This is a genomic window from Simiaoa sp., from assembly GCF_051972595.1.
Lineage (GTDB): Bacteria > Bacillota > Clostridia > Lachnospirales > Lachnospiraceae > Acetatifactor > Acetatifactor hominis.
The window spans coordinates 49,495-70,800 of record NZ_JBOKRY010000003.1; the positions used below are offsets into that span (position 1 = coordinate 49,495).

Annotated in this window: 22 protein-coding genes and 1 tRNA gene; 6 read left to right on the top strand and 17 right to left on the bottom strand. The window is 46.5% G+C overall.

What is annotated here, in order from left to right; translation table 11 throughout:
- Positions 1–19 precede the first annotated feature (19 nt).
- The 10 genes from ACTRDR_RS01665 to ACTRDR_RS01710 all read right to left on the bottom strand — a co-directional run bounded on the left by ACTRDR_RS01665 (position 20) and on the right by ACTRDR_RS01710 (position 8,383).
- Positions 20–247, bottom strand: coding sequence for a helix-turn-helix domain-containing protein (locus tag ACTRDR_RS01665; protein WP_022154045.1), 228 nt, complete (start codon positions 245–247; stop codon positions 20–22).
- A gap of 35 nt (positions 248–282) precedes the next feature.
- The gene (locus ACTRDR_RS01670) at positions 283–768 is read right to left on the bottom strand and encodes a DUF2975 domain-containing protein (protein ID WP_118545899.1); all 486 of its coding nucleotides are present in this window, start codon (positions 766–768) and stop codon (positions 283–285) included.
- A 176-nt stretch (positions 769–944) separates the two neighbouring features.
- Positions 945–1,826: an aldose 1-epimerase family protein gene (locus ACTRDR_RS01675; RefSeq protein WP_440525928.1), complete on the bottom strand. Its 882-nt coding sequence runs from the start codon at positions 1,824–1,826 to the stop codon at positions 945–947.
- 126 nt (positions 1,827–1,952) lie between these two features.
- Positions 1,953–3,311, bottom strand: coding sequence for an MATE family efflux transporter (locus ACTRDR_RS01680; protein WP_440525929.1), 1,359 nt, complete (start codon positions 3,309–3,311; stop codon positions 1,953–1,955).
- Between the two features lie 62 nt (positions 3,312–3,373).
- Positions 3,374–4,150: a TatD family hydrolase gene (locus ACTRDR_RS01685; RefSeq protein ID WP_440525930.1), complete on the bottom strand. Its 777-nt coding sequence runs from the start codon at positions 4,148–4,150 to the stop codon at positions 3,374–3,376.
- A gap of 82 nt (positions 4,151–4,232) precedes the next feature.
- Positions 4,233–4,305: transfer RNA gene (locus ACTRDR_RS01690), tRNA-Lys, on the bottom strand.
- A 128-nt stretch (positions 4,306–4,433) separates the two neighbouring features.
- Positions 4,434–4,979 carry a Fur family transcriptional regulator gene (locus ACTRDR_RS01695; protein WP_440525931.1) on the bottom strand — a complete coding sequence of 182 codons (546 nt, stop codon included), beginning with the start codon at positions 4,977–4,979 and terminating at the stop codon, positions 4,434–4,436.
- Between the two features lie 68 nt (positions 4,980–5,047).
- Positions 5,048–6,070: a putative manganese transporter gene (locus ACTRDR_RS01700; protein ID WP_440525932.1), complete on the bottom strand. Its 1,023-nt coding sequence runs from the start codon at positions 6,068–6,070 to the stop codon at positions 5,048–5,050.
- A 358-nt stretch (positions 6,071–6,428) separates the two neighbouring features.
- Entirely contained in the window at positions 6,429–7,046 is a 618-nt protein-coding gene (locus ACTRDR_RS01705; RefSeq protein ID WP_440525933.1) for a sugar O-acetyltransferase, read from the bottom strand.
- A 14-nt stretch (positions 7,047–7,060) separates the two neighbouring features.
- The gene (locus tag ACTRDR_RS01710) at positions 7,061–8,383 is read right to left on the bottom strand and encodes an MATE family efflux transporter (RefSeq protein ID WP_440525992.1); all 1,323 of its coding nucleotides are present in this window, start codon (positions 8,381–8,383) and stop codon (positions 7,061–7,063) included.
- 240 nt (positions 8,384–8,623) lie between these two features.
- On the opposite strand from ACTRDR_RS01710, the gene ACTRDR_RS01715 reads away from it, so the two are divergent.
- Positions 8,624–9,484: a helix-turn-helix domain-containing protein gene (locus ACTRDR_RS01715; protein WP_440525934.1), complete on the top strand. Its 861-nt coding sequence runs from the start codon at positions 8,624–8,626 to the stop codon at positions 9,482–9,484.
- On the opposite strand, the gene ACTRDR_RS01720 is transcribed toward ACTRDR_RS01715, so the two are convergent.
- On the bottom strand, positions 9,478–10,359 hold the full coding sequence (locus ACTRDR_RS01720; protein ID WP_440525935.1) for an ROK family protein: 882 nt from the start codon (positions 10,357–10,359) through the stop codon (positions 9,478–9,480). The two genes, ACTRDR_RS01715 and ACTRDR_RS01720, sit on opposite strands and share 7 nt — an antisense overlap.
- A gap of 225 nt (positions 10,360–10,584) precedes the next feature.
- Between ACTRDR_RS01720 and ACTRDR_RS01725 the strand changes: the two genes are divergently transcribed.
- Positions 10,585–11,433: an SDR family oxidoreductase gene (locus ACTRDR_RS01725; protein WP_118545915.1), complete on the top strand. Its 849-nt coding sequence runs from the start codon at positions 10,585–10,587 to the stop codon at positions 11,431–11,433.
- Positions 11,433–12,710, top strand: a complete 1,278-nt coding sequence (locus tag ACTRDR_RS01730; protein ID WP_440525936.1) for a dicarboxylate/amino acid:cation symporter — start codon at positions 11,433–11,435, stop codon at positions 12,708–12,710. Before ACTRDR_RS01725 ends, ACTRDR_RS01730 begins: the two co-directional genes overlap by 1 nt.
- A 112-nt stretch (positions 12,711–12,822) precedes the next feature.
- Here the strand turns inward: ACTRDR_RS01730 and ACTRDR_RS01735 are convergent, their stop codons facing one another.
- From ACTRDR_RS01735 to ACTRDR_RS01750, 4 genes are all read right to left on the bottom strand, one after another.
- The gene (locus ACTRDR_RS01735; RefSeq protein ID WP_440525937.1) at positions 12,823–13,473 is read right to left on the bottom strand and encodes a potassium channel family protein; all 651 of its coding nucleotides are present in this window, start codon (positions 13,471–13,473) and stop codon (positions 12,823–12,825) included.
- Positions 13,474–13,504: 31 nt separating this feature from the next.
- Positions 13,505–14,866, bottom strand: a complete 1,362-nt coding sequence (locus ACTRDR_RS01740) for a TrkH family potassium uptake protein (protein WP_440525938.1) — start codon at positions 14,864–14,866, stop codon at positions 13,505–13,507.
- A gap of 175 nt (positions 14,867–15,041) precedes the next feature.
- On the bottom strand, positions 15,042–15,734 hold the full coding sequence (locus ACTRDR_RS01745) for a response regulator transcription factor (protein ID WP_118552039.1): 693 nt from the start codon (positions 15,732–15,734) through the stop codon (positions 15,042–15,044).
- Positions 15,735–15,817: 83 nt separating this feature from the next.
- Entirely contained in the window at positions 15,818–17,305 is a 1,488-nt protein-coding gene (locus tag ACTRDR_RS01750) for an ATP-binding protein (protein WP_440525939.1), read from the bottom strand.
- A 263-nt stretch (positions 17,306–17,568) separates the two neighbouring features.
- Between ACTRDR_RS01750 and ACTRDR_RS01755 the strand changes: the two genes are divergently transcribed.
- Together ACTRDR_RS01755 and ACTRDR_RS01760 are read left to right on the top strand one after the other, a co-directional pair.
- A complete protein-coding gene (locus ACTRDR_RS01755) occupies positions 17,569–17,964 on the top strand; it encodes a Fur family transcriptional regulator (protein ID WP_440525940.1) in 396 nt (131 codons plus the stop codon).
- 111 nt (positions 17,965–18,075) lie between these two features.
- A complete protein-coding gene (locus ACTRDR_RS01760; protein ID WP_022154063.1) occupies positions 18,076–18,618 on the top strand; it encodes an NADH peroxidase in 543 nt (180 codons plus the stop codon).
- Between the two features lie 95 nt (positions 18,619–18,713).
- Here ACTRDR_RS01760 and ACTRDR_RS01765 read toward each other — a convergent pair whose 3' ends face one another.
- Positions 18,714–19,565: a DUF11 domain-containing protein gene (locus ACTRDR_RS01765; RefSeq protein WP_022154064.1), complete on the bottom strand. Its 852-nt coding sequence runs from the start codon at positions 19,563–19,565 to the stop codon at positions 18,714–18,716.
- 167 nt (positions 19,566–19,732) lie between these two features.
- Here ACTRDR_RS01765 and ACTRDR_RS01770 point away from each other — a divergent pair, with 167 nt between their 5' ends.
- Positions 19,733–20,671 (top strand): ion transporter, encoded by a 939-nt coding sequence (locus ACTRDR_RS01770; protein WP_440525941.1) that lies wholly within the window; start codon positions 19,733–19,735, stop codon positions 20,669–20,671.
- Here ACTRDR_RS01770 and ACTRDR_RS01775 read toward each other — a convergent pair.
- Positions 20,668–21,300: a DUF4340 domain-containing protein gene (locus tag ACTRDR_RS01775; RefSeq protein WP_440525942.1), complete on the bottom strand. Its 633-nt coding sequence runs from the start codon at positions 21,298–21,300 to the stop codon at positions 20,668–20,670. The two genes, ACTRDR_RS01770 and ACTRDR_RS01775, sit on opposite strands and share 4 nt — an antisense overlap.
- Positions 21,301–21,306: the final 6 nt, after the last annotated feature.

The following is a 21,306-nucleotide window of genomic DNA, read 5'->3' on the forward strand; positions in this document are numbered from 1 at the left end:
GATCTCCCCCTCTCAGATTTTATTTGGTTTCCTCTTCTTTTGTGTCTTCTACATACTCCAGAATGTCTCCGGGCTGGCAATGCAGCACCTCGCAGATGGATTCCAGTGTAGAGAAACGTATGGCTTTTGCTTTATTATTTTTCAGGATGGATAAATTTGCCTGTGTCAGATCCACCTGATTCGCCAGTTCTGTCAGGCTGATCTTCCGCTTTGCCATCATTACATCCAGATTTACAATGATTCCCATAATAGATGCCTTTCTAATTTTGAGTGACTGAATTTTTAGATCGTTAAGTCGTTTTCTTCCTTGTAGCGCACGGCTTCTTCAAATACCATCGCCAGCACTTTGCTGAACATGCCTGCAATGATAAATACCAGAATGATCACCAGCATGGCAATGGTCAGGTACACCACACATCTCACAGCGCTCATGGCCGCGATGAAAAAGCTTAAGTCTCCCATTCTCCTAAGGCTCGCCACATTTTCCGGTACAAAGCAGTTCTCCGCAAGCACCGTGCCAAACATCTTGCGCAGTTCATTGACCAACAATAATGCCAGCACACCCAGGATGGCGAATATGATCACCGCCGGAAGGTAATGCTCCTCCACCGCCTCCAGATACTTTCCTATGTATTTGAGACTAAGCGGCAGACTTATCGTCACCAGGATTCCCGCATAGAACATGAAATCCAGCAGGTACTTTGTCCCCTTCGCCAGAGATAACTTTTTCTCCCGCAACTCCTTTTCCGACAACTCTCTCTTCTCCATAATAAATACCTCTTTCCTTCTTGGTAGCCTTAACATATCACTCTATGATACGAATGTCAATATAAATTTATTGATATTCGATAAATTTATATTGAATAGCAGCATAAGAAAAGCTCCGGGCACAATCTTTTTCTGTGCCCGAAGCTTTTTTCAGAAGCTTTTTCGCTTTCTCGTAATTATACTATTGTGATAGTGTACTCCTTGCGGAATACCTCTCCTGCCTGCAGGGTATTACTGTACTCCCGTTGCTCTAAGCTGCCGTCAAAGGTCGTCTTGTCGCATCTGCCATACCATGGCTCGATGCAGATAAACGGTGCTCCCTTGCCTGCGGGAGACCACAGACCGAATAACGGAGCATCAAAGCTTAAGGTAACATACGGCTTTTTGTCCGGAGTACACAGGCTCACTGCCAAAGCCTGACGATCCTCCACGATCAGGGCATCCCGGTCAAATAAGTGCTCCGTGATCTGCGCATAGCCGTTTTTCACTGGTAATACATCCTTTTGCTGTCCCATAAGTCCTTGTCCGTCATCTGCCACCAATCCGTAAGTCAGATCTTTGTCCGTATCAAACTTAAAATAATATTCCGACTGCTTTCCTTTTCCATCCACGGGGCACATAAATGCGGGGTGTCCTCCGATGGAAAAGTACAGTGTTTTCGTATCCGGATTTTCCACCTGCCAGATGACCTTCAGGTCTTTTCCTTCCAATTCATAACCGATCTTCAGGATAAACTCCAGCGGAAATCTTGCTTTTGTTTCGTCATTGGATTGCAGGGAAAACCATGCTTCTGTCGCCGTCTGTACATCCACGGCAAACTCCATGTCTCTGGCAAAGCCGTGCTGACCCATGGAATAGGTCTTTCCTTCATAATGATATTCCTTATTTTTCAGACTTCCTACAAAGGGGAACAGTACCGGGGCAGTTCTCTTCCAGAATTTTGCATCCGCATTCCACAGATACTCGGTATCAGTTGCTTTCCCCCGAATGCTTGCAAGCTCTGCACCAAAGCTGTTGATGGTTACTTTTAAAGCTTCATTTTCCAATACTACCTGCATATTGCATACCTCTCTCTCTTTTTCCCACATTATACCTCATAACAGTTCATCCGTGAATATATCCGGGCACACAAAATCATGCTCGTATGGCTTTGTGGCCGCATATGTTCACAAGATGAACTGTTGCTATCTGTTATCCTGTAATCCGGCTGTCTTCAGCCAATGTCCGGACAAATATCTACTCACAAAACAGATCACACGGAAGATCCAGTCCAGTACCATAGCGATCCAGACACCGATGGCTCCGTAACCCATGTTCACACCGATGATATAGCTGAATCCGATACGGAACACGAACATGGAAAAAATAGACAGCACCATGGTAAACCGTACGTCATTGCAGGCACGAAGCATGTTCGGCAGAACAAAAGACGCCGGCCACAAAAACACCGCCATACCGTTGTGGATCATGACCAGAATATAGGATAACTGCGTGGTCTCCGGGCTTAATCCGTAGCATTTCAGGATCCACGACAGACACAGCAGGATGACGCTGTTTACCATAAAGGTACACAAGTATGTAATCTTCAATAATTTTTTCGTATAATACCGCACCTGACCGGAATCTCCGGCGCCGACGCAACGGCCGATCACTGTGATCATTGCCAGATTCATAGCCTGTCCCACAATACAACCCATGCTGTCCAAGCTGTTCGCCACGCCGTTGGCAGCGATCTGCACAGTTCCGAAGCCCGCGATAATGCTTACCACAATGACACGTCCCAGCTGGAAAATACCATTTTCAATCCCGCTGGGGATACCTATGTAAAAAATCTTATGGATCACCGGCCAGTCGATGTGGAATCTTTCTTTTAATAAATGCACTTCGTTGGACGGGTTTTTCAGCAAATGATATAGGATGAATCCTGCCACCGCACGGGAGATCAGGGAAGGGATCGCCACACCTGCCACGCCCAGTCCCAACACATAGACGCCCAGGGCGTTTCCACCGATATTAATGATATTTTCCACCACGGATACCTTCAGCGTGATCTGGGAATTGCCCATGGAGCGGAACAGCGCCGCACAGGAATTGTACAGGGCAAGGAACGGGAAGGACAGCGCAGAGATCATCATATAGATCACAGCATTGTGAAATACGTCCGCTTCAATTTTACCGAAAAACAGGGAAATGATGCCGTTACAGAACACCATGACCAAAATCGATATACCGATCGTAATGCATACCGATGACACGATCAACTGTTTTGCAGATTTGCAGGCGTCCTCTTTTTTCCCGGCTCCGAGGAACTGGGAGGTCACCACGGCACCGCCGGTAGCCAGTGCCGCCAGCACGCTGATGATCAGATTATTGAACATGTCGATCAGGGATACGCCGGAGACCGCCGCCTCGCCCGCCGAAGAGATCATGACGGTATCTGCCATGCCCACAGTGATTGCCAGTGCCTGTTCAAATAAGAGTGGAATGATCAGTTTTTTCAGATCATCTTTTGAAAATAGCTGCTTTGTTGTACTTGTTTCCATAATGTTTACCTTTTGCTACTATAAATTCCCCCACCAATCATACCTTTTTATCAGCTGACCATTTATCTTTCCATATGATACAGCTTAAGCGAATTGTCCCATGCCGCCTTGCGCACTTCTTCCTCTGTGATCCCCTTAATCTGCGCCATAACAGCGATCACATAGGGAATGTTCAGGGAACTGTTACGTTTGCCGCGGTTCGGTTCCGGCGCCAGATAGGGGCAGTCCGTCTCCAGTACGATGCGATCCATAGGGATATATTCTACCGCTTCCTTCAGCTTCTTTGCATTTTTAAAAGTCAGCACGCCGCCGATTCCAAAGTAGAATCCCATATCCAGGAAAATCTTCGCCGTCTCCTTCGTATAGGAATAGCAGTGAATTACGCCACCGATCTCCTCTGCGTGCGCCTCCGTCATGAGATCCACGGTATCCTTCGCCGCATCCCGGGAGTGAATGATAACAGGCTTTTTGATCTCACGCGCCAGGTCCAGCTGCCGCAGGAACCACTTCTTCTGTGTCTCGTGGTCCGGCTCCGGCCAGTAATAATCCAGTCCGATCTCTCCCACCGCCAAGCATTTCTTTTTTCGGCACTGTTCCTTCAGCCAGGAATAAGATTCCTCAGTCAGTTCCGCGGTCTCGCTGGGATGTACGCCGATAGCTCCATATATGTAATCGTACTGCTCCATCAGCTCTAACACTTTCCGGCAGGATGCCAGGCTCGCACCCACATCTACCACCCGGGCAATGCCCTGCCCCGGCAGATCCGCCAAAAGCTGTTCTCTGTCATCGTTAAATGCATCATCATCATAATGTGCATGTGTATCAAATATCGCAGTCATATAAAATCTCCTCACAGCATATCTGTGCAAAAAAAAGAACCGTCCCCGGAGCTCCTAAGTCTCCAAAAACAGTCCTCTTGAGTGCACCGCCAGGGGCTCGAACCCTGGACACCCTGATTAAGAGTCAGGTGCTCTACCAACTGAGCTAGCGGTGCATTTTCTGTGTCGTTGTTATGTCTCCCGCAACGACAAGACATATATTATCACATGGTTTTCAAGAATGCAAGTACTTTTTGAAAAAAATTTAAATATTTTTTTCGATTTATTTGTACAATAGGTGAAATTACTGTTTTTTACGGGCTTCCTGGCACTTTTTGCAGTAGCCGTACAGCTCTAATTTATGTCCGGTGACAGTGAAGTCTCCGGTATCCTGCTCTAAATGCACATGTGCAAAGGGGCAGCTGGGCAGCGGAATCCGCTTATGACATTCCAGGCACACCGCATAATGGGTATGTCCCCCGCGGTTCAATTCGTATACTACGGTACCATCTCCCATGAACGTTGTCTTCTCTACCATTCCGTGTTCTTCAAATGTTGCCAGAATCCGGTAGATCGTGGATACAGCATAATCGCTGCCTTCGTGTTCTTTCTCAATACGATTGTAAATCTGTACGGCGCTGAGGGGCTCGGTCGCTTCCTCCAGCACCTGATACACGCATTTTCTCTGTTTGGTCCATTTTAATCCCTTGGGATAAGAAATATCATTGTGTTCACATTTATGTTCTTCCATAGATATCTGTCCTTTTATATCGCGATCCGGGGCATCCGCAGTGCTGCTCAGCTCGGTAACGCCCTGCGTTCCCTCACTGGACGGGCGTCGCCCTATCAAAATTGGATCTGCCTCTTATGCCTGCAAGCAGTCAAAGAGTCAGCTCTCAATTTTGGCACTGCTTGTGCCTACAACCAGTTTATCACAATTCCTGTCAAAACACCAATCACATATAAAATTCCCACGATTTTCAGATTTTCCTTTTTATCCGGGTTCACGCGGAACAACACTAACAGTCCTACCCCCGCTCCTACTAGCAATCCGGACATCATGGCTCCAAGGCTGATCACACCACTGATATACAATTGCGTTATGGTCACAGATGCTGCACAGTTGGGGATCAGTCCCACAATGCCTGCCAATACCGGCCCGATCACCGGTCTGTTCAGAATCAGGTTCGCTAATGCATCCTCTCCTACGAAATGCAAGATCAGATTCAGCACAAATCCAATTACCATGATGAAAAAGGTAATCTGTAAGGTGTGTTTCACCGCGGACAGGAAAATGCCATCCTCTTCGCAGTGACAGTGGTCATGCTCACAAAGTTCGTGGATGTGATCGTGTTCTGCGTAATCGTCCTCGTCATGATGACCATTATCGTCATACGCATGGCCGTCTGATTCTGCTGCAGATACCCCCACGGAAGAAGCTTTCACAGAACCGGCATGCGCTGAATTACCTTCCCGGGAATGTGTTCCTATCGCATTGTGACCATGCGCGGAAACTGCATGTGCATGATCATGGTGATGCACTCTCTGCTCCCGGATCACCAGGTCGATCACAAATCCTGCAATCGCACCGATGGCAGCCTTTGCTCCCAGAATCTTCAGGATAAATGCAACCGAAACTTCATCCGATGAAATCAATAATGGCAGCATCTCATCTGACGTAGACAGGTAAATAGCGATCAGCGTTCCCAACGTGATCACCCGTCCGGCATACAGATTAGAGGCTGCGGCGGAGAAACCGCACTGGGGCATGATTCCTGCCACGCCGCCGAAAAGCGGTCCCATCTTGCCTGCCTTACGTACCATCTTTACCGTACTTTCTCCGGCCTTGTGCTCCAGATATTCCATAGCAAGGTAGGTCAGGAACAAAAACGGCACCAGCTTTACACTATCGATCAAAGTATCCAAAATGACATCTAACATGATTCTTACCTTTCCTTATTATCCTTATTAATTAAATGATATCAAACAGCAACTGTTCAGAATCAATCCATTCACAAAACCGCTCTTGCATAACTTGTTATGCACTTATTAATTATGCATCTGCTTCATCCTGAATTGTTTCATTAGATAAACATATAATCACATATTTATTTTAAATGCAAATGCAACTCATTCGCATTTAGAACTATATCATATTTTTCCGACTTGTCAATCTTTAATTTGTAAAATTAATATTCTGATGCGCACAATAATTGCCATGCTTCAAAAATTTTATCTGTACACAAAAACAGAGCCTTCGCAAAAAAGCTCTGTTCTTTATCTATTCCTTTTGATGATATTAGAATAACTCTTTTTTATATTGAATAGAATCCTCCTCCGTAATCTCCCGGATCACGCGGCAGGGATTGCCGACTGCCAGAGAATTAGCGGGAATATCTTTCGTCACGACACTCCCTGCGCCGATCACGCAGCCCTCGCCGATCGTTACACCACCGGTGATGACGACGTTACTTGCGATCCAGCAGTTAGAACCAATCGTGATCGGTTTACCGTATTCGTCATCATACAGTGTTCCGTCCGCCTTCTCTTTCATGTTCCGTTCCTGCCAGCGGAAGGGGTGCATGGGTGTTGCCAGAGTACAGTTGGGGCCAAAATACACATTATCGCCGATCGTCACCGGGCAGGTATCCAACACTGTAAAATTAAAATTGGCATAGCATTTCTCACCGAAAGTAGTAAATACACCATAGTCAAAATACACCGGTCCCTGCAGATAAGTTCCTTTTCCTTGATTCGGCACCAGTTCCTTGATGATGCTTCTGCGCAGTTCTTCCTCATCTTCAAATACATTATTATAATGCTGTGACAGCTTATGTGCTTTCAGACGAAGCTTTCCCAAAGTCTCGTCACTGCAATCATAGATTTTTCCTGCTAACATTTTTTCCTGTTCTGTCATCCTTCCGATTCCTCCTATCCTCTGACCAGTCCCTTTTTCTTCCATGCACCGCTTCTCCAGCGAAGGATCATCCCAACTGCACGGCAGCATTCGTCCGATGTCAGTCCGATATAAGCTCCGACCACTGCCATGTGCAGTCGCATACCGAACAGATAAGTTCCGCCGGCTGCACACAAGAACATGAACACCGCTCCCATGATTACCGGGAATACCGCATCTCCGCTGGTCTTCAGCGCATTTCCGTATACCAGATTTGTTACTCGCCCTATCTCAAGAGCAATATCGATAAACATAAGCTTCTGTACCAACGCTATCATAGTCGCATCTTTGGTAAAAACAGGCAATAATAACGGTGCGCACATTGCAAATAAAATTTCCGTTCCTGCCGCCAGCGCCGTTCCGATCACTGCTGCCTTTCTCGTCTGACAATCACAGGTCTCGTATTCCCCGGCGCCCATGTACCATCCGGTCATAATGGCATTTGCCTGTGCCAGTGCATTTCCAACGCAGAAAGACAAATTCGTGATCTGCACCGTGTAGGAACGCGCCGCCACATTGATTCCATCTGCATCCATCTGATTTAGGAACCGGATCACCAGCGTCATCGCCACATTGTAAATGATCGACTCCAATGCGGATGGGAATCCGATACGGATGATCTGGCATAGAATATCCCGGCTGTTCCCTCTCTCCGGATACTTTCGAGCCGGAACCAGGTGTTGTGCAAGCACTACTAACAACATAAGATTCACTACCTTGGAAATCACTGTCGCCGCTGCTACCCCTTGCACTCCCAGCTGAAATTGAAATAAGAATACCGCATTCAGTATAAAATTCAAAATATTGCCTGTCATTGTTGCGAATAACGGCTGCTTCGTATAGCCGAATGCCCGTAAATAACCAGCCATTATGGGAATCAGTGCGTTTAAGATACTTCCTGCACCTACGATTCTAAGATACTGCTCTGCCGGCTGTCTCAGTGCCGAAGCAATACCGACCACATGCAGAACCATCCCGGAACAGGCAAACAAAAATATCGACATTGCGATCCCCAGCACACCATTGAACAATAAGCCGAGATTTCTTGCCTGGCAGGCGATTCCCGGACGTCCTGCTCCGATATTCTGTGTCATTACCGCAAGCATCCCCATGGATACTACCGAAAACATAATGATAAACACACCAATGTAAGTATTGGCTGTGCCGACCGCACCCACTGCTTGATCTCCCACGGAAGATAACATCAACGTATCCACCATTCCGGATAACATGTAAAAACAAGTCTCCAGACACAACGGAACAAACAATTGAAATAATGTCTTCTTCTGTCCTTCCATAAACATATCAGCATCCTTTCCGAAAACGTAACCATAAAATGATCTCAAAGCTGCTGTCAGCTTGCTCACTTCATTTTTTACAGATTACCACTTGTTTAGAGAGAAATCTTGCATTATTGTAACACGAAATTGACTTATTTCTACCTGTGTAGTATTCTGTAGTCAAATTGCAATACGAAACACACTATCGTATCTTTGATTTGTTTTACATACTATTTTCTGAAAGGATGAAAGCTTGTCATGTATTTAGAATTGCGTGAAGAACGTACCCACGGAACAAGAGATTTTCCTTTTACCTGTTATCACCTGAGCTATATGCCGGAATTATTCCAGGTTCCGGTTCACTGGCATCCGGAAATAGAAATTATCTATGTCTTGAAGGGACCCTTAAAGGTAGTCATCGAGGGGGAAGAATACGAGGCAGCTCCCGGATCTGTCTATTTCGTGAATCCGGGAGAGCTTCACTTTATGGGGGCTTCTGTCGCCGGAGTCGATTATTATACACTGCTGTTTCCTCCGGAATTTATCTCTTTTCAATCGGACGATGCTCTGGAAACCGACTTTTTTCTTCCTTTAAGGAATCACGACCTCCTGCTGCGGCATGATTTATCTCACGAAAAAAGCTGTCCCGATATGATTCTTCTCCTAAATGAGATTCTACATACGGAACAGCTTCCTCCCTGTATAGAACAACAATTACAGCTGCGTGTTTTATTGCTTTCATTACTTCAAAAAATTGCGGTCTACGGAACAGTACGGCCTGAAACTACCAAAAGAAACGATCCCATGCAGCGGGAACTTCTGACATTTCTTCAACAAAACTATGCGGAACCTCTTCGGCTGGAGGATTTGTCCAAGCAATTTCACCTGTCCGAAAAATACCTGTCCCGCTATTTTAAGCAACATTTTCACCTGACAGTAACGCAGTATCTGGTACATCTGCGCCTGACCCACGCCTGCCATTTATTGGAGACTACAGACCTGCCGGTGACAGAAGTTGCCTTACAATCCGGTTTCTCCAATGTGAGTCACTTTATCCGCAGTTTTCACCGAACTTACCAGATGTCACCACTGCAGTACCGCAAGGGAAAACCCTACTGATACAGCGCTCTTCTTGCCAGCTCCAGACATCCCATGATGCCCTGATCATCGTGAAGAGATGCCGGCACCACATAATGCTCCATGTCTGCAAGTTCATCCGTTACAATATAGCCATTGATGTATTCCTTAAGCTTCTTGCGGATAAGCGGGAACAACTGCTCCTGGTGCATGACACCGCCGCCTAAAATGATCATTTCCGGAGATACCGTCATGACATAGCCGGTCAGGGCCTGAGCAATGTAATCTGCCTCCAGCTCCCATACTTCCGGACAATCTGCCAGGTCCACTGCTTTCCTGCCCCAGCGTTCTTCGATAGCAGGGCCTGCCGCCAGACCTTCCAGACAATTCTTATGATAAGGACATCTTCCGGCATAAGTATCTGCGGTCCGCTTCGTGATCAACACATGTCCTGTCTCCGGATGGAGCATTCCGTGATGCAGCTCTCCGTTACTATAAATACCACCGCCGACACCCGTACCGATGGTCAGATACATGACGCACTTTTTCCCTTGTGCCTGTCCGAAAGTCACTTCGCCGAGGACAGAACCATTCACATCTGTATCGAATCCCACGGGGCAATGAAGTGCCTCCTGCATCTGCCCCACAATATCGCAGTCCCTCCAGGCCAGCTTTGGCGTGGTTGTGATATAACCGTATTTTTCGGAATCTCTGTCCAGCTCAATGGGTCCAAAACAGGCAATTCCCAATGCATCGATCCCCTTGTCCCTAAAATAAGCGATCATCTTAGGAATCGTCTCCTTAGGTGTAGTTGTAGGAATCGATACCTGTTCATAAATTGTACCATTCTCATCCCCAATAGCACAGACCATTTTTGTACCGCCGGCTTCCAATGCACCCAGACGTAATTTTGCCATATAAACTCCCTGCCTTTCCAGATTTTGCCTGTCAAATATATCCTGAGCTTTTCCTTCGAATTCTGCTCTCTGTGGTTAGTATAGCAAATCCTTTTCTCCCTGTTAATATCAATTTTTATGGAGTTTCTCTCACTTTTTAATTTTCTCTTTTCCCGGGAATCTTTCCTATGATATACTTGTTATACTGTTCTCAGTTACACACAAATTGCAGGAGGTTATATTACAATGAAAAAAATATGGATCGTCGGTTCCCTCGGTCACATGGGGCAGGCGTTGATCAGGTTGTTAGACATGATGGAATATGAATTATACGAGACCGATAAGGATGAGCTGGATATCACGGATGAACATGCAGTTTCCCTGTTCATGCACCGGAATCGTCCCGATGTCGTCATCAACTGTGCAGGATATCATCCTTCCGCCGGTGCAGCGCAGTCGGAGACAGATATGGCTTACAAGGTAAACGCCGTAGGTGCGAGAAATCTGGCGCAGTCTGCGGAGAGCATTCAGGCAAAACTCATACAGATCTCTACGGATGATGTATTTTCCAGCGCATCCGACACACCCTATAATGAGTTCGATGATGTAAATCCCGTGGGACTGTTTGCGAAATCCAAATATGCCGGAGAGAAATTCGTCATCCAGCTGATGACCCGCTATGTCATTATCCGCAGTTCCTGGATCTACGGCATCGGCAAAGACTTTTTGAATGAAGTACTCGAAGCAGCCGCGGACCCTCAGATATCCACTATGGAACTGCTAAATAACGACCGTGCGGTACCTACCTCCGCTGCTGAGCTTGCACGCGTGGTAAAATTTTTCATCGACAACGACCATTACGGTATCTATCACGCCGTATGCAGCGGCGGTTCCTGCACACGCCTGGAATTCGCGAAAGAGATCCTGCGTCTTGCCGGAAAAGAGGACCGGCTTACCGTCACAGTAAAAGACGGCACCCCGGAGAAATATTCCGTACTGGATAATATGATGCTGCGTCTCACCGGCATCGAAGAACCCAGTGGCTGGAGAGAGACACTTGCTTCCTACATGAAAGAAACCGGAGGACTGGAATAGTGGAAAAACACGAAAAAGAAAAGAAAAAACTCGGTCTGTCCACCAAAATCTTTATCGCCCTTTTAACCGGTGCAGTGTGTGGTGTGCTGATCCATTATTATATGCCGGAAGGGTACTTTAGAGATACGATTCTGATCAACGGTATTCTCTATGTACTGGGCAACGGTTTTATCCGCCTGATGCAGATGCTGGTGGTTCCTCTGGTATTCTGCTCCCTGGTCTGCGGCGCCATGGCCATCGGTGATACGAAAACGTTGGGAACTGTGGGTGTGAAAACGATCCTGTTCTATCTGTGCACCACTGCTTTGGCGATCTGCGTGGCACTGGGCATTGCCAGTCTGATCAATCCCGGCGTCGGTTTAAATATTGCGTTGCCGGAGGATGCCACCGAAGTTGCGACCACCCAGGTAGATTTTGCGGAGACGCTGCTGAATATTATTCCGAAAAATATTTTTACCTCTCTGTCCACCGGAGATATGCTGCCGATCATCTTCTTTGCTTTATTTGTCGGCATTCTTCTGGCTGCCATGGGCAACCGGGTCTCCACTGTGGCGAACTTTTTCAGTCAGTTCAATGACATTATGATGGAAATGACGATTGCAGTCATGAAAGCAGCCCCTGTCGGTGTCTTCTGCCTGATTGCCAAGACCTTCGCAGGTATCGGCTTCGACGCTTTTGTGCCTATGCTGAAATATATGGGAAGCGTCATTCTGGCACTGGCAGTACAGTGTTTCGTGGTATATCAGGTCATGCTGTTTGTGTTCACCCGGTTGAATCCTTTTAAGTTCATTAAAAAGTTCTTCCCGGTTATGACCTTTGCCTTCTCCACTTCCACCAGTAATGCGACGATCCCTCTGTCTATCGACACTCTGTATAAAAAAATCGGTGTCTCCAAACAGATTTCGTCCTTTACGATTCCTCTGGGTGCCACCATTAACATGGACGGTACTTCCATTATGCAGGGCGTAGCAGTTGTTTTCATAGCACAGGCTTACGGTATTCCTCTGACCCCGGCTGCCATTGCTACCGTCATTGCCACCGCGACGATCGCTTCCATCGGCACTGCCGGTGTCCCCAGTGTCGGTCTGGTCACCCTGTCCATGGTACTGACCTCCGTGGGACTGCCTACCGAAGGCATTGCACTGATCATGGGTATCGACCGTATCCTGGATATGCTGCGTACCGCTGTCAATATCACCGGTGATGCCGTATGTACTACCATTGTTGCCAAGCAGCAGGGTGCTTTTAATGAGAAGACTTTCCGGGCTGACAGCTGATCATCGGTTTACAACTTTTCAGGTGACCGCCAACGTATAAAAATAAGTGAAACATCCTGTCATGTGCACAAGTGCCCGTCAGATGTTTCACTTTTTTATAGTTCGGAGCTATCTATTTCAGTTTATTCAATTTTGCCCGGTTGGCAATCACGATCAGCCTCATATCCTGTGTCAGAGGCATCTCCGGGTCGATATTCGTATTCACATTTTTCCCCTGAATGATGGCAACCACATTCACGGAATATTTTTTCCGCAGATTCAGCTCGATCAGATTCTTGCCGATCCACTGCTGTTTGACTTCCATTTCCACCATAGACACATCCTGGGACAATTCGATAATATCCATGAAACCGGAGCTTAACAGATTTTTGGCCAGGTGAATCCCTGACTCACTCTCAGGAAATACTACCCGGTCTGCCCCTACTTTCGTAAGGATCTTACAGTTTATCTCAGTGGCGCATTTGGTGATAACGGTCTTTACGCCCAGTTCTTTACACAGCATGGTTGCCATAACACTGGCTTCCAGATGATTTGCCATGGTCACGATGACCACATCAATATTCGCAATACCGATCTGTCTCAACGCTTCCGGATCTGTAACATCCGCACATTTACAGTATGGAATCTCTGAAATTGCCGCATTGACAACTGCCTCTCTGTTGTCCACCGCTACCACCTCTGCGCCGTTCTCTGCCAACTCCTTCGCCACACCTCTTCCATATCTTCCAAGTCCAAATACCGCATAGGTCTGATTGATTCCCATAGTCTCTTCCTTCCTGTTGCTTCGATCTGCTTTATCCGACGCTGATCTCTTCTGTCGGGTTCTTCACAATATTTTTGTTCTTTTTCTGCGTGCTGAATGCCACTACCAGCGATATGGGGCCGATTCTTCCCAGATACATGGTCACGATAATAATCAGTTTTCCCCAAAGATTCAGCATGGAAGTCAGGTTCCTGCTTAATCCCACAGTAGCTGTGGCACTCACTGTTTCATACACAATATCTATCACATCCGCATCTGTCACTGCAGATAAAAAAATCGAGGACAGCGATGCAATGATAAAAAACATACCTACAACTGCTACCGATTTATTCACCGCCTGCTTCGGAATATTTCTCCCAAAAAGCTCTGCATCTTCCTTATTACCTATGGTGGCAAACATGGATACCAGTAGCACTGCGATCGTAACTGTCTTCATTCCTCCTGCGGTTCCCACCGGAGAGCCGCCGATCAGCATCAACAGCACCGAAATGATCGCAGAGGTATTGGTCAGATCCTCTTGTGGAATCGTGGCAAAACCTGCGGTTCGCGTAGTTACTGCCTGGAACAGGGATGCCCAGATCCGTTGCGGCACCGTGTAATCCTGCATCGTCAGGGGATTATTGTATTCAAAAATATAAAATGCCGCCGCTCCCACTACAATAAGTATTCCTGTCACCGTGAGTGCTATTTTACTGTGAAGTGTCAGCAGTCGGAAACATTTCAGCTTCTGGCTCCGGATATTTTTCAAAACCCGCAGTACATCCCACCAGACGATATAACCTAAGCCACCCAATATGATCAGCAGCATCGTGACCAGATTGACCATTGGCTGAAATACATAGCCGCACAGACTGTCTTCCGCCATAATATCCATTCCGGCATTGCAGAAGGCAGATACAGCATTAAAAATCGAAATCCATATGCCTCTGAGTCCGTATTCCGGCACAAATACTGTCATATACAAAAGAGCTCCGCATCCCTCCACCACCAGAGTACCTATTAGGACCTTGCGGAGGAATTTCACGATTCCGGAGATATTATTCAGATTAAATACATCCTGCAGCATCCACCGGTTACCCAGTCCCAGTCGTCTGTGCAGTCCCATCATCACACCGTACATGACCGTAATGACCCCCAGACCTCCCAACTGGATCAGAAACAGGATCACGATCTGTCCCCAGACGCTCCAGGTGGAATATGTGGGAACCGTCACCAGACCGGTCACACAGATAGACGTGGTGGCTGTAAATAAAGCATCTATATAAGGAACCGCTTCTCCGGTGGCTGAACTGATGGGTAATGCCAACAGGAAGCTTCCCACTAAAATGGCACACAGAAAGCTAAGCATGATCTTCTGTGTCGTAGACAACTGTATTATTTTTTTACTGTTCATAACACACTCCATTCCGCCGACGCTTTATCTCATCAGTGGAATCGCTAATCAAATTTCACGGGTGCAATCCGCAATGTTATGATTATAACACACTTTTAGATAAAAAACTCCTATTGGAGACAGTTTGTTGCCGAATCCATCATAGGAGTTCTCTTCTGATCTTATTTTTCTTCTTTTATACTTTAAATCGGTAGCCCACACCCCAGATGGTCTCGATATACTGAGGTTTTGCAGTATCTTTTTCAATCTTCTCACGGATCTTCTTGATGTGCACGGTAACGGTGGCAATATCACCGATAGAATCCATATCCCAGATCTCACGGAACAATTCTTCTTTGGTAAATACATGGTTCGGATGCTCCGCCAGGAACGTCAGCAGATCGAATTCCTTGGTCGTAAACGTCTTCTCCACACCGTCCACATAGACACGTCTTGCAGTCTTATCAATACGGATACCGCGGATCTCCACGATATCATTCTGCTGCTTCTGGTTGGTTCCCACCAGTCTCTCATAACGGGCCATGTGCGCCTTCACGCGGGCTACCAGCTCACTGGGGCTGAAAGGTTTGGTCATATAGTCATCCGCACCCAACCCTAAGCCACGGATCTTATCAATGTCGTCCTTCTTCGCTGATACCATGAGAATGGGAATATTTTTCTCCTCCCGAATCTTCTTACATACTTCGAAGCCGTCCATGCCGGGCAGCATCAGGTCCAAAATGATCAGATCATAATCGCCTGTCAGAGCGGTCTTCAGTCCCTCATCTCCGGTATTGCAGATATCTACCTTGAAATCACTGAGCTCCAAATAATCCTTCTCAAGATCTGCAATTGCTACTTCATCTTCAATAATTAAAATCTTACTCATTATTTATCCTCCATTTACAGAAAGTCCTTGCATCATCAGTTATCATGCTATTTCTGTTTCATTCCTTATTGATTCCTTATTCATTACTTGGTTCCACCCGGCTGCAGTTCAATGTATTTTCTCAGGACAAAATGCATACAGGTGCCTTCTCCTTCTTTGGCTGTTGCCCATACATAACCGCCGTGATCCTCGATGATCTTCTTCACAATAGAAAGTCCGATGCCGCTGCCGCCCTGGGCGGAATTGCGGGAAGCATCCGTGCGGTAGAACCGCTCGAAGATCTTCTGCAGATCCTTCTGCGCGATTCCCTTGCCGTTGTCCTCGATCTCTACCCGGATAGCATCCACTTCGTCGAGAATCCGGATATCAATGTGCCCATTCGGCTTGTCCATATATTTTACGCTGTTACTGATAATATTATTGATGACCTTCTTCATCTGTTCCGGATCCGCGATGACAACTGTGTCAGGAGATACCAGATTCGAATAGTTCAGCTTGATACCCCGCTGCTCCAGATCCAGTCCGACTTCTTCCACACAGTCGCCGAAATAATCCGCCACGTTGATCCGATGGAAATTGTACGGGATCCGGTTATTATCAATTCCGGAATAAGTGGTCAGCTCGTTGATCAGACGATCCATATCAATGGCTTTATTGTAGATGGTCTTGATGTATTTATCCATCTTCTCCGGCGTATCTGCCACACCGTCCATGATTCCTTCCACATAACCCTTAATGGCTGTGATAGGGGTCTTCAGATCATGGGAAATATTGCTGACCAGCTCTTTGTTCTGCTTCTCATGCTGGGCGTTCTCTTCCGTGGATTCCTTCAGCCGCAGACGCATATCCTCATAATTGCGGTAGAGATCACCGATCTCACCCCTGGCATCTGTCTCCAGAACATAATCAAAGTTGCCTTCCTTGATCTTGCGCATTGCCACATTCAGCTCATTGATGGGCTCAAATACGCCCTTGTGGATCCACTGGGTCAGCATCAGGCTCGTGAAGATCAGGATCACAATGATAGCCACGAACATATCGATCAGCAGATGTCTCGAGATCAGCGAATTGACCTTCGTTACAATAAAGACACTGCCCGGTGTTCCATCCCGGAAAGTGAAATCAATCTGTTTTACATACTTCTCCAGTTCATTGTAGAAATATCCGCTGTCATCCGACAGATTCTCTTCACCGTAGGCAGGCAGTTTTTCAAAAATGTTCTGTGCGGCTTCTTCATTGCCGGCATAGTAAAGCTTATCACCCTTTCTTACTATAATATAAGTAGACTTCCGCGATACCTCCTCATTGATATGATCCAGATATTCTTTATCTTCCAGCCTGCTGCTGTCTTCCTTCACCTGGTCCAGCAGCACATAATACGCCTGATCCGTGGTGTTGGTGAATTCCCTGAAATTCTCCGACATCATGGAATAATCAATATCCGTCAGGCTGAGACCCTGAGAGTAATTCATCAGGTAAATAGCAATCATCACGAACGCCATGATCGTCAGCAACAGCGGAAGTAATATAATACTTATAAATGTTACACGAAGTCTGGTTTTAAATTTCATATTACTCTTGCCTTTAACTTTCCGTGACTTTAGTGCCATGTACTTCTGTACACGGTGTAGCACAAGTTTGCGCATGTTAATTTATACTTTACTTTCGCTCATTATAGCATGATTCCCACCTCCTGTGTATAAAGGAAACAAGAATATCATTAAAAAAATATAAACAAAATTTTTTCATTTTTCTGTTGACATTATTCTCGCATCATGTATAATAAGTTTATAAGAAACAGTAATCATTACTATTATCGAGAAAGGAGCTTATCATGGCACTGAAACGAAGCAGACAACGGGAAATGATCAAATCCTTTCTCATGGGACGCAAGGATCATCCTACCGCTGATGTGATCTATTCTAATCTGAAGCAGCAGGATCCGAACTTAAGTCTCGGTACCGTCTACCGTAATCTGACTCTGTTGTCGGATATGGGAGAGATCTTACGACTCCGGGTCGGTGACGGTGTTGACCATTTTGATGCTGATACTTCCGAACATTATCATTTTGTGTGTACGGAATGCGGAAGCGTTATTGATCTGGACATGGATAGTATTGATTCCATCATGGAGACGGCCGGAGATAGATTTGACGGCCGGATCCGGGGACATGTCACTTATTTCTACGGCTCTTGTCCCGCCTGTACCAGGGTTGCTACGGAGTCCTAGTTTTCTGAATGATAACTGGCTTCGTTCCATAATATATTTGTGCTGATAAAGCACACGCAAAAAGAGAAAACTAAAAACAAAACATTTCATTAGAGAAAAGGAGAAAAAATTATGGCAAAGTATGTATGTCAGGTATGTGGTTATGTTTATGAAGGTGATGCGGCTCCCGCAGAGTGCCCCATCTGTCACGCTCCCGCTTCCAAATTCACCAAGCAGGAGGAAGGCAAGACCTGGGCTGCTGAGCATGTAGTAGGTGTAGCAAAGGGTGCTCCCGAGGATATCATTGCTGATCTGCGTGCGAACTTCCAGGGCGAGTGCTCTGAGGTTGGTATGTATCTGGCAATGGCAAGAGTTGCTCACAGAGAAGGTTATCCCGAGATCGGTCTGTACTGGGAGAAGGCTGCTTACGAAGAAGCTGAGCACGCTGCAAAATTCGCTGAGCTGTTAGGTGAAGTCGTAACCGATTCCACCAAGAAGAATCTGGAGATGAGAGTAGATGCCGAGAACGGCGCTACCGCAGGTAAGTTTGATCTGGCTAAGAGAGCCAAGGCTCTGAACCTGGATGCAATCCATGATACCGTTCATGAGATGGCTCGTGACGAGGCAAGACACGGAAAGGCATTTGAAGGTCTGTTAAAGAGATACTTTGGTTAAGCTACAAGCCATGCAAGGATAAAATAAAAAGTCACCGGAAGGACATTTATGTACTTCCAGTGACTTTTTATTTTAGATTTATACGGCGACAGCCCTTATACGGTTCCGGAGATCACCAGCGTGCTGACACCGGGATTTATCCCCCACGCTCCCGTAACGGGATCCTGGGTGTAAGTCGCTGCGGGTACGGTAATACCTCCTGCAGTTCCGGTAAATAATCCGGTAGTCGTATCATACGTATAGTTTGTTCCCTCTGCCCATGCAGTTCCATTAAAATTCACAGTCAGATTCTCCAATACGGGATTAAAGGTATCCGTGATCACGACACCGGTAGCTGCATCTGCTGCCGTATTACCCAGATTCTGTATCAGGAACGTATACGTCAATGTTCCATTCTCTGTCACGGGTACGGGACTGACGGACTTTGTGATCGTAAGAAGCGGTCCGCTTACCGCATTTACTGTCTCGTTCACAGTAACAGGGGTGACCCCGGCCCCGGCAATCGTCGCCGTATTCGTAATGGAAGCCTCTGCTGCCAGCGGCGCATAAGAGTTCACCTCAGCCTCATAGGTAAGTGTCACATTACCTCCCGCAGGCACGGTAATTCCCGTGATTGTGAGAGGAGGTCCTGCCGTTACAGCCGGTGTTGCCTGTAAAATTCCGTTTGCATAGTATTTTACGGTCCCCGGAATATACGTCAGAGGTGTCAGTTCTCTGGTATTAAACAAATACTCTCCCAGATTATCCGTTACTGTAATTCCGTTAAATGCAGTAGTGCCTGAGTTCACAATGCTGATCACATACGTCACATTTTCATTCTGCCCGTAGGTATCACGCACTGCTGTCTTGGTTGCAGACAATACCTCCGTGATCTCACCCACTGCTATATTGGAGTTTGTAATCTCATTTCCATAGCGAAGCTGTGCCTGATTTGTAAATCTAGCCATATATTTTTGTATCCTTTCATTGTATTTGGATTTACTATAATATATGACTGTTTTTAAGAAAGTTGACGGATTCTGTCACCGCATTTCTTGACTTTCCTCTTCCACCTCCGTATGATGGAATCACAAGTATTCACTTGCGCTGCCCCGGAAAACAATGAGGATTCAACATGAAGAAAAAAGTATTTAACATCATCCAGATCGGTGACAAAAGTAACCGTCTGAGCCGGCTCTTTGATATTTTTATTGCTATCGTTATCTGTGCAAATATTCTGGTGACTTTTCTGCAAACCTTTGATGAGCTTGCTTTTTTATTTCCGGTATTTCATGTGGTCGAGGTTCTCACTATTCTGATCTTCTGTGTAGAATATATCCTGCGGATCTGGACTGCGGACTATCTATATCCTGATAAAAACGAGTTCCGCTCCCGGCTGCGGTTTCTGATCTCCTTCGACGGCATTATCGACCTGCTGACAATTTTACCCTTTTTCTTCCTGTCCGGTATGGTCATCTTCCGGATGCTTCGAGTAGCGAGGATCTTCCATCTGTTCCGCCTGAATGCACGGTATGATTCCTTCAATGTCATCACTACGGTATTGTATGAAAAACGCAATCAGATCATTTCCTCCGTGTTCATCGTACTGATCCTGATGCTCGCCAGCAGTCTGTGCATGTACAGCGTGGAACATGATTCCCAGCCGGAAGTATTCCGCAATGCCTTCAGCGGCATCTGGTGGAGCATGTCAACGCTGCTCACCGTGGGCTACGGTGACATCTATCCCATCACCACACTTGGCCGGATCATGGCGATCTGTATCGCTTATCTCGGTGTCGGTGCCGTGGCTATCCCCACCGGTATCATCAGCGCCGGTTTCGTAGAACAGTATCAGCGCAAAAGCAGTCTCTCTAATATTAAAGAAGCAGATATTCATGAGATCGCCGAGATCTTCGTAGATAAGCGCTTTGCCGGCAAATCTGTGGAAGAAATGGAAGAGGCAGAACAGGTCACGATCTTCCTCATTCTGCGGGAGGATCTGTCCATTCTGCCTCAAAAAGATACGATATTAAGGTTAAATGACATCATTGTCATTCGTGGGGAGCATTCCTAATCTGCTTCCGTCGCTGCAGTTTCCGTTTCCACAGCTTCCGTGGTTTCTGTTTCAGCGGTCTCTGCCGCCTCGGTGCTTTCTGTCTCCTCCGTAGTCTCCTCCACCAGATCATCCAGTGTATAATTGAAGCCTGTCACCACGTTGGTGGCCACGACATACACTTTCATTTCAGAGGGAAATGCAATGTAATACTGGCTGGTCATGGAATTCAGATTACCGACATTAATGATCACGCTGCGATCTGCAGTCTCGTACTGAATGGTACGCTCCGGATCTGCCAGTCCGTACTGTGACATATCCGTCACATTCTCAATCACCTGATCTGCCTTTAACGGTGCCACCTTCAGGATCATCGCCTTGATCCGATCCTGGTTCAGATTAAGGGAATGGTCGTCCGCATAGTACCATGTGTCATCCTCTTTTTCAAAGGCATAGGTCTCTCCCTCATATACATAGCGGAAGCTGATAATATCATCGGAGTTCACATCCAACACCGTCTCCTGTGTATCCTCAATGGTGGACGTCGCGGACGATGCATTTTTATTATACTGTCGGATGCCCAGGAATGCTGCCGCCAGCACCACCAGTGCCAGCAGCATTCCAATCGTCTGTCTTTGTTTCTTTTTCATAATAAC

What these genes read in the sequence shown, in the direction of transcription:
- ACTRDR_RS01725 (WP_118545915.1), top strand. Translation starts at nt 10,585, where the DNA reads ATGAAAAAAATATGGATCGTCGGTTCCCTCGGTCACATGGGGCAGGCG.
- ACTRDR_RS01675 (WP_440525928.1), bottom strand. Translation starts at nt 1,826, where the DNA reads ATGCAGGTAGTATTGGAAAATGAAGCTTTAAAAGTAACCATCAACAGC.
- ACTRDR_RS01670 (WP_118545899.1), bottom strand. Translation starts at nt 768, where the DNA reads ATGGAGAAGAGAGAGTTGTCGGAAAAGGAGTTGCGGGAGAAAAAGTTA.
- ACTRDR_RS01775 (WP_440525942.1), bottom strand. Translation starts at nt 21,300, where the DNA reads ATGAAAAAGAAACAAAGACAGACGATTGGAATGCTGCTGGCACTGGTG.
- ACTRDR_RS01665 (WP_022154045.1), bottom strand. Translation starts at nt 247, where the DNA reads ATGGGAATCATTGTAAATCTGGATGTAATGATGGCAAAGCGGAAGATC.
- ACTRDR_RS01770 (WP_440525941.1), top strand. Translation starts at nt 19,733, where the DNA reads ATGAAGAAAAAAGTATTTAACATCATCCAGATCGGTGACAAAAGTAAC.
- ACTRDR_RS01760 (WP_022154063.1), top strand. Translation starts at nt 18,076, where the DNA reads ATGGCAAAGTATGTATGTCAGGTATGTGGTTATGTTTATGAAGGTGAT.
- ACTRDR_RS01740 (WP_440525938.1), bottom strand. Translation starts at nt 14,866, where the DNA reads ATGAACAGTAAAAAAATAATACAGTTGTCTACGACACAGAAGATCATG.
- ACTRDR_RS01710 (WP_440525992.1), bottom strand. Translation starts at nt 8,383, where the DNA reads ATGGAAGGACAGAAGAAGACATTATTTCAATTGTTTGTTCCGTTGTGT.
- ACTRDR_RS01750 (WP_440525939.1), bottom strand. Translation starts at nt 17,305, where the DNA reads ATGAAATTTAAAACCAGACTTCGTGTAACATTTATAAGTATTATATTA.
- ACTRDR_RS01700 (WP_440525932.1), bottom strand. Translation starts at nt 6,070, where the DNA reads ATGTTAGATGTCATTTTGGATACTTTGATCGATAGTGTAAAGCTGGTG.
- ACTRDR_RS01715 (WP_440525934.1), top strand. Translation starts at nt 8,624, where the DNA reads ATGTATTTAGAATTGCGTGAAGAACGTACCCACGGAACAAGAGATTTT.
- ACTRDR_RS01765 (WP_022154064.1), bottom strand. Translation starts at nt 19,565, where the DNA reads ATGGCTAGATTTACAAATCAGGCACAGCTTCGCTATGGAAATGAGATT.
- ACTRDR_RS01755 (WP_440525940.1), top strand. Translation starts at nt 17,569, where the DNA reads ATGGCACTGAAACGAAGCAGACAACGGGAAATGATCAAATCCTTTCTC.
- ACTRDR_RS01745 (WP_118552039.1), bottom strand. Translation starts at nt 15,734, where the DNA reads ATGAGTAAGATTTTAATTATTGAAGATGAAGTAGCAATTGCAGATCTT.
- ACTRDR_RS01705 (WP_440525933.1), bottom strand. Translation starts at nt 7,046, where the DNA reads ATGACAGAACAGGAAAAAATGTTAGCAGGAAAAATCTATGATTGCAGT.
- ACTRDR_RS01720 (WP_440525935.1), bottom strand. Translation starts at nt 10,359, where the DNA reads ATGGCAAAATTACGTCTGGGTGCATTGGAAGCCGGCGGTACAAAAATG.
- ACTRDR_RS01680 (WP_440525929.1), bottom strand. Translation starts at nt 3,311, where the DNA reads ATGGAAACAAGTACAACAAAGCAGCTATTTTCAAAAGATGATCTGAAA.
- ACTRDR_RS01685 (WP_440525930.1), bottom strand. Translation starts at nt 4,150, where the DNA reads ATGACTGCGATATTTGATACACATGCACATTATGATGATGATGCATTT.
- ACTRDR_RS01735 (WP_440525937.1), bottom strand. Translation starts at nt 13,473, where the DNA reads ATGGGAATCAATCAGACCTATGCGGTATTTGGACTTGGAAGATATGGA.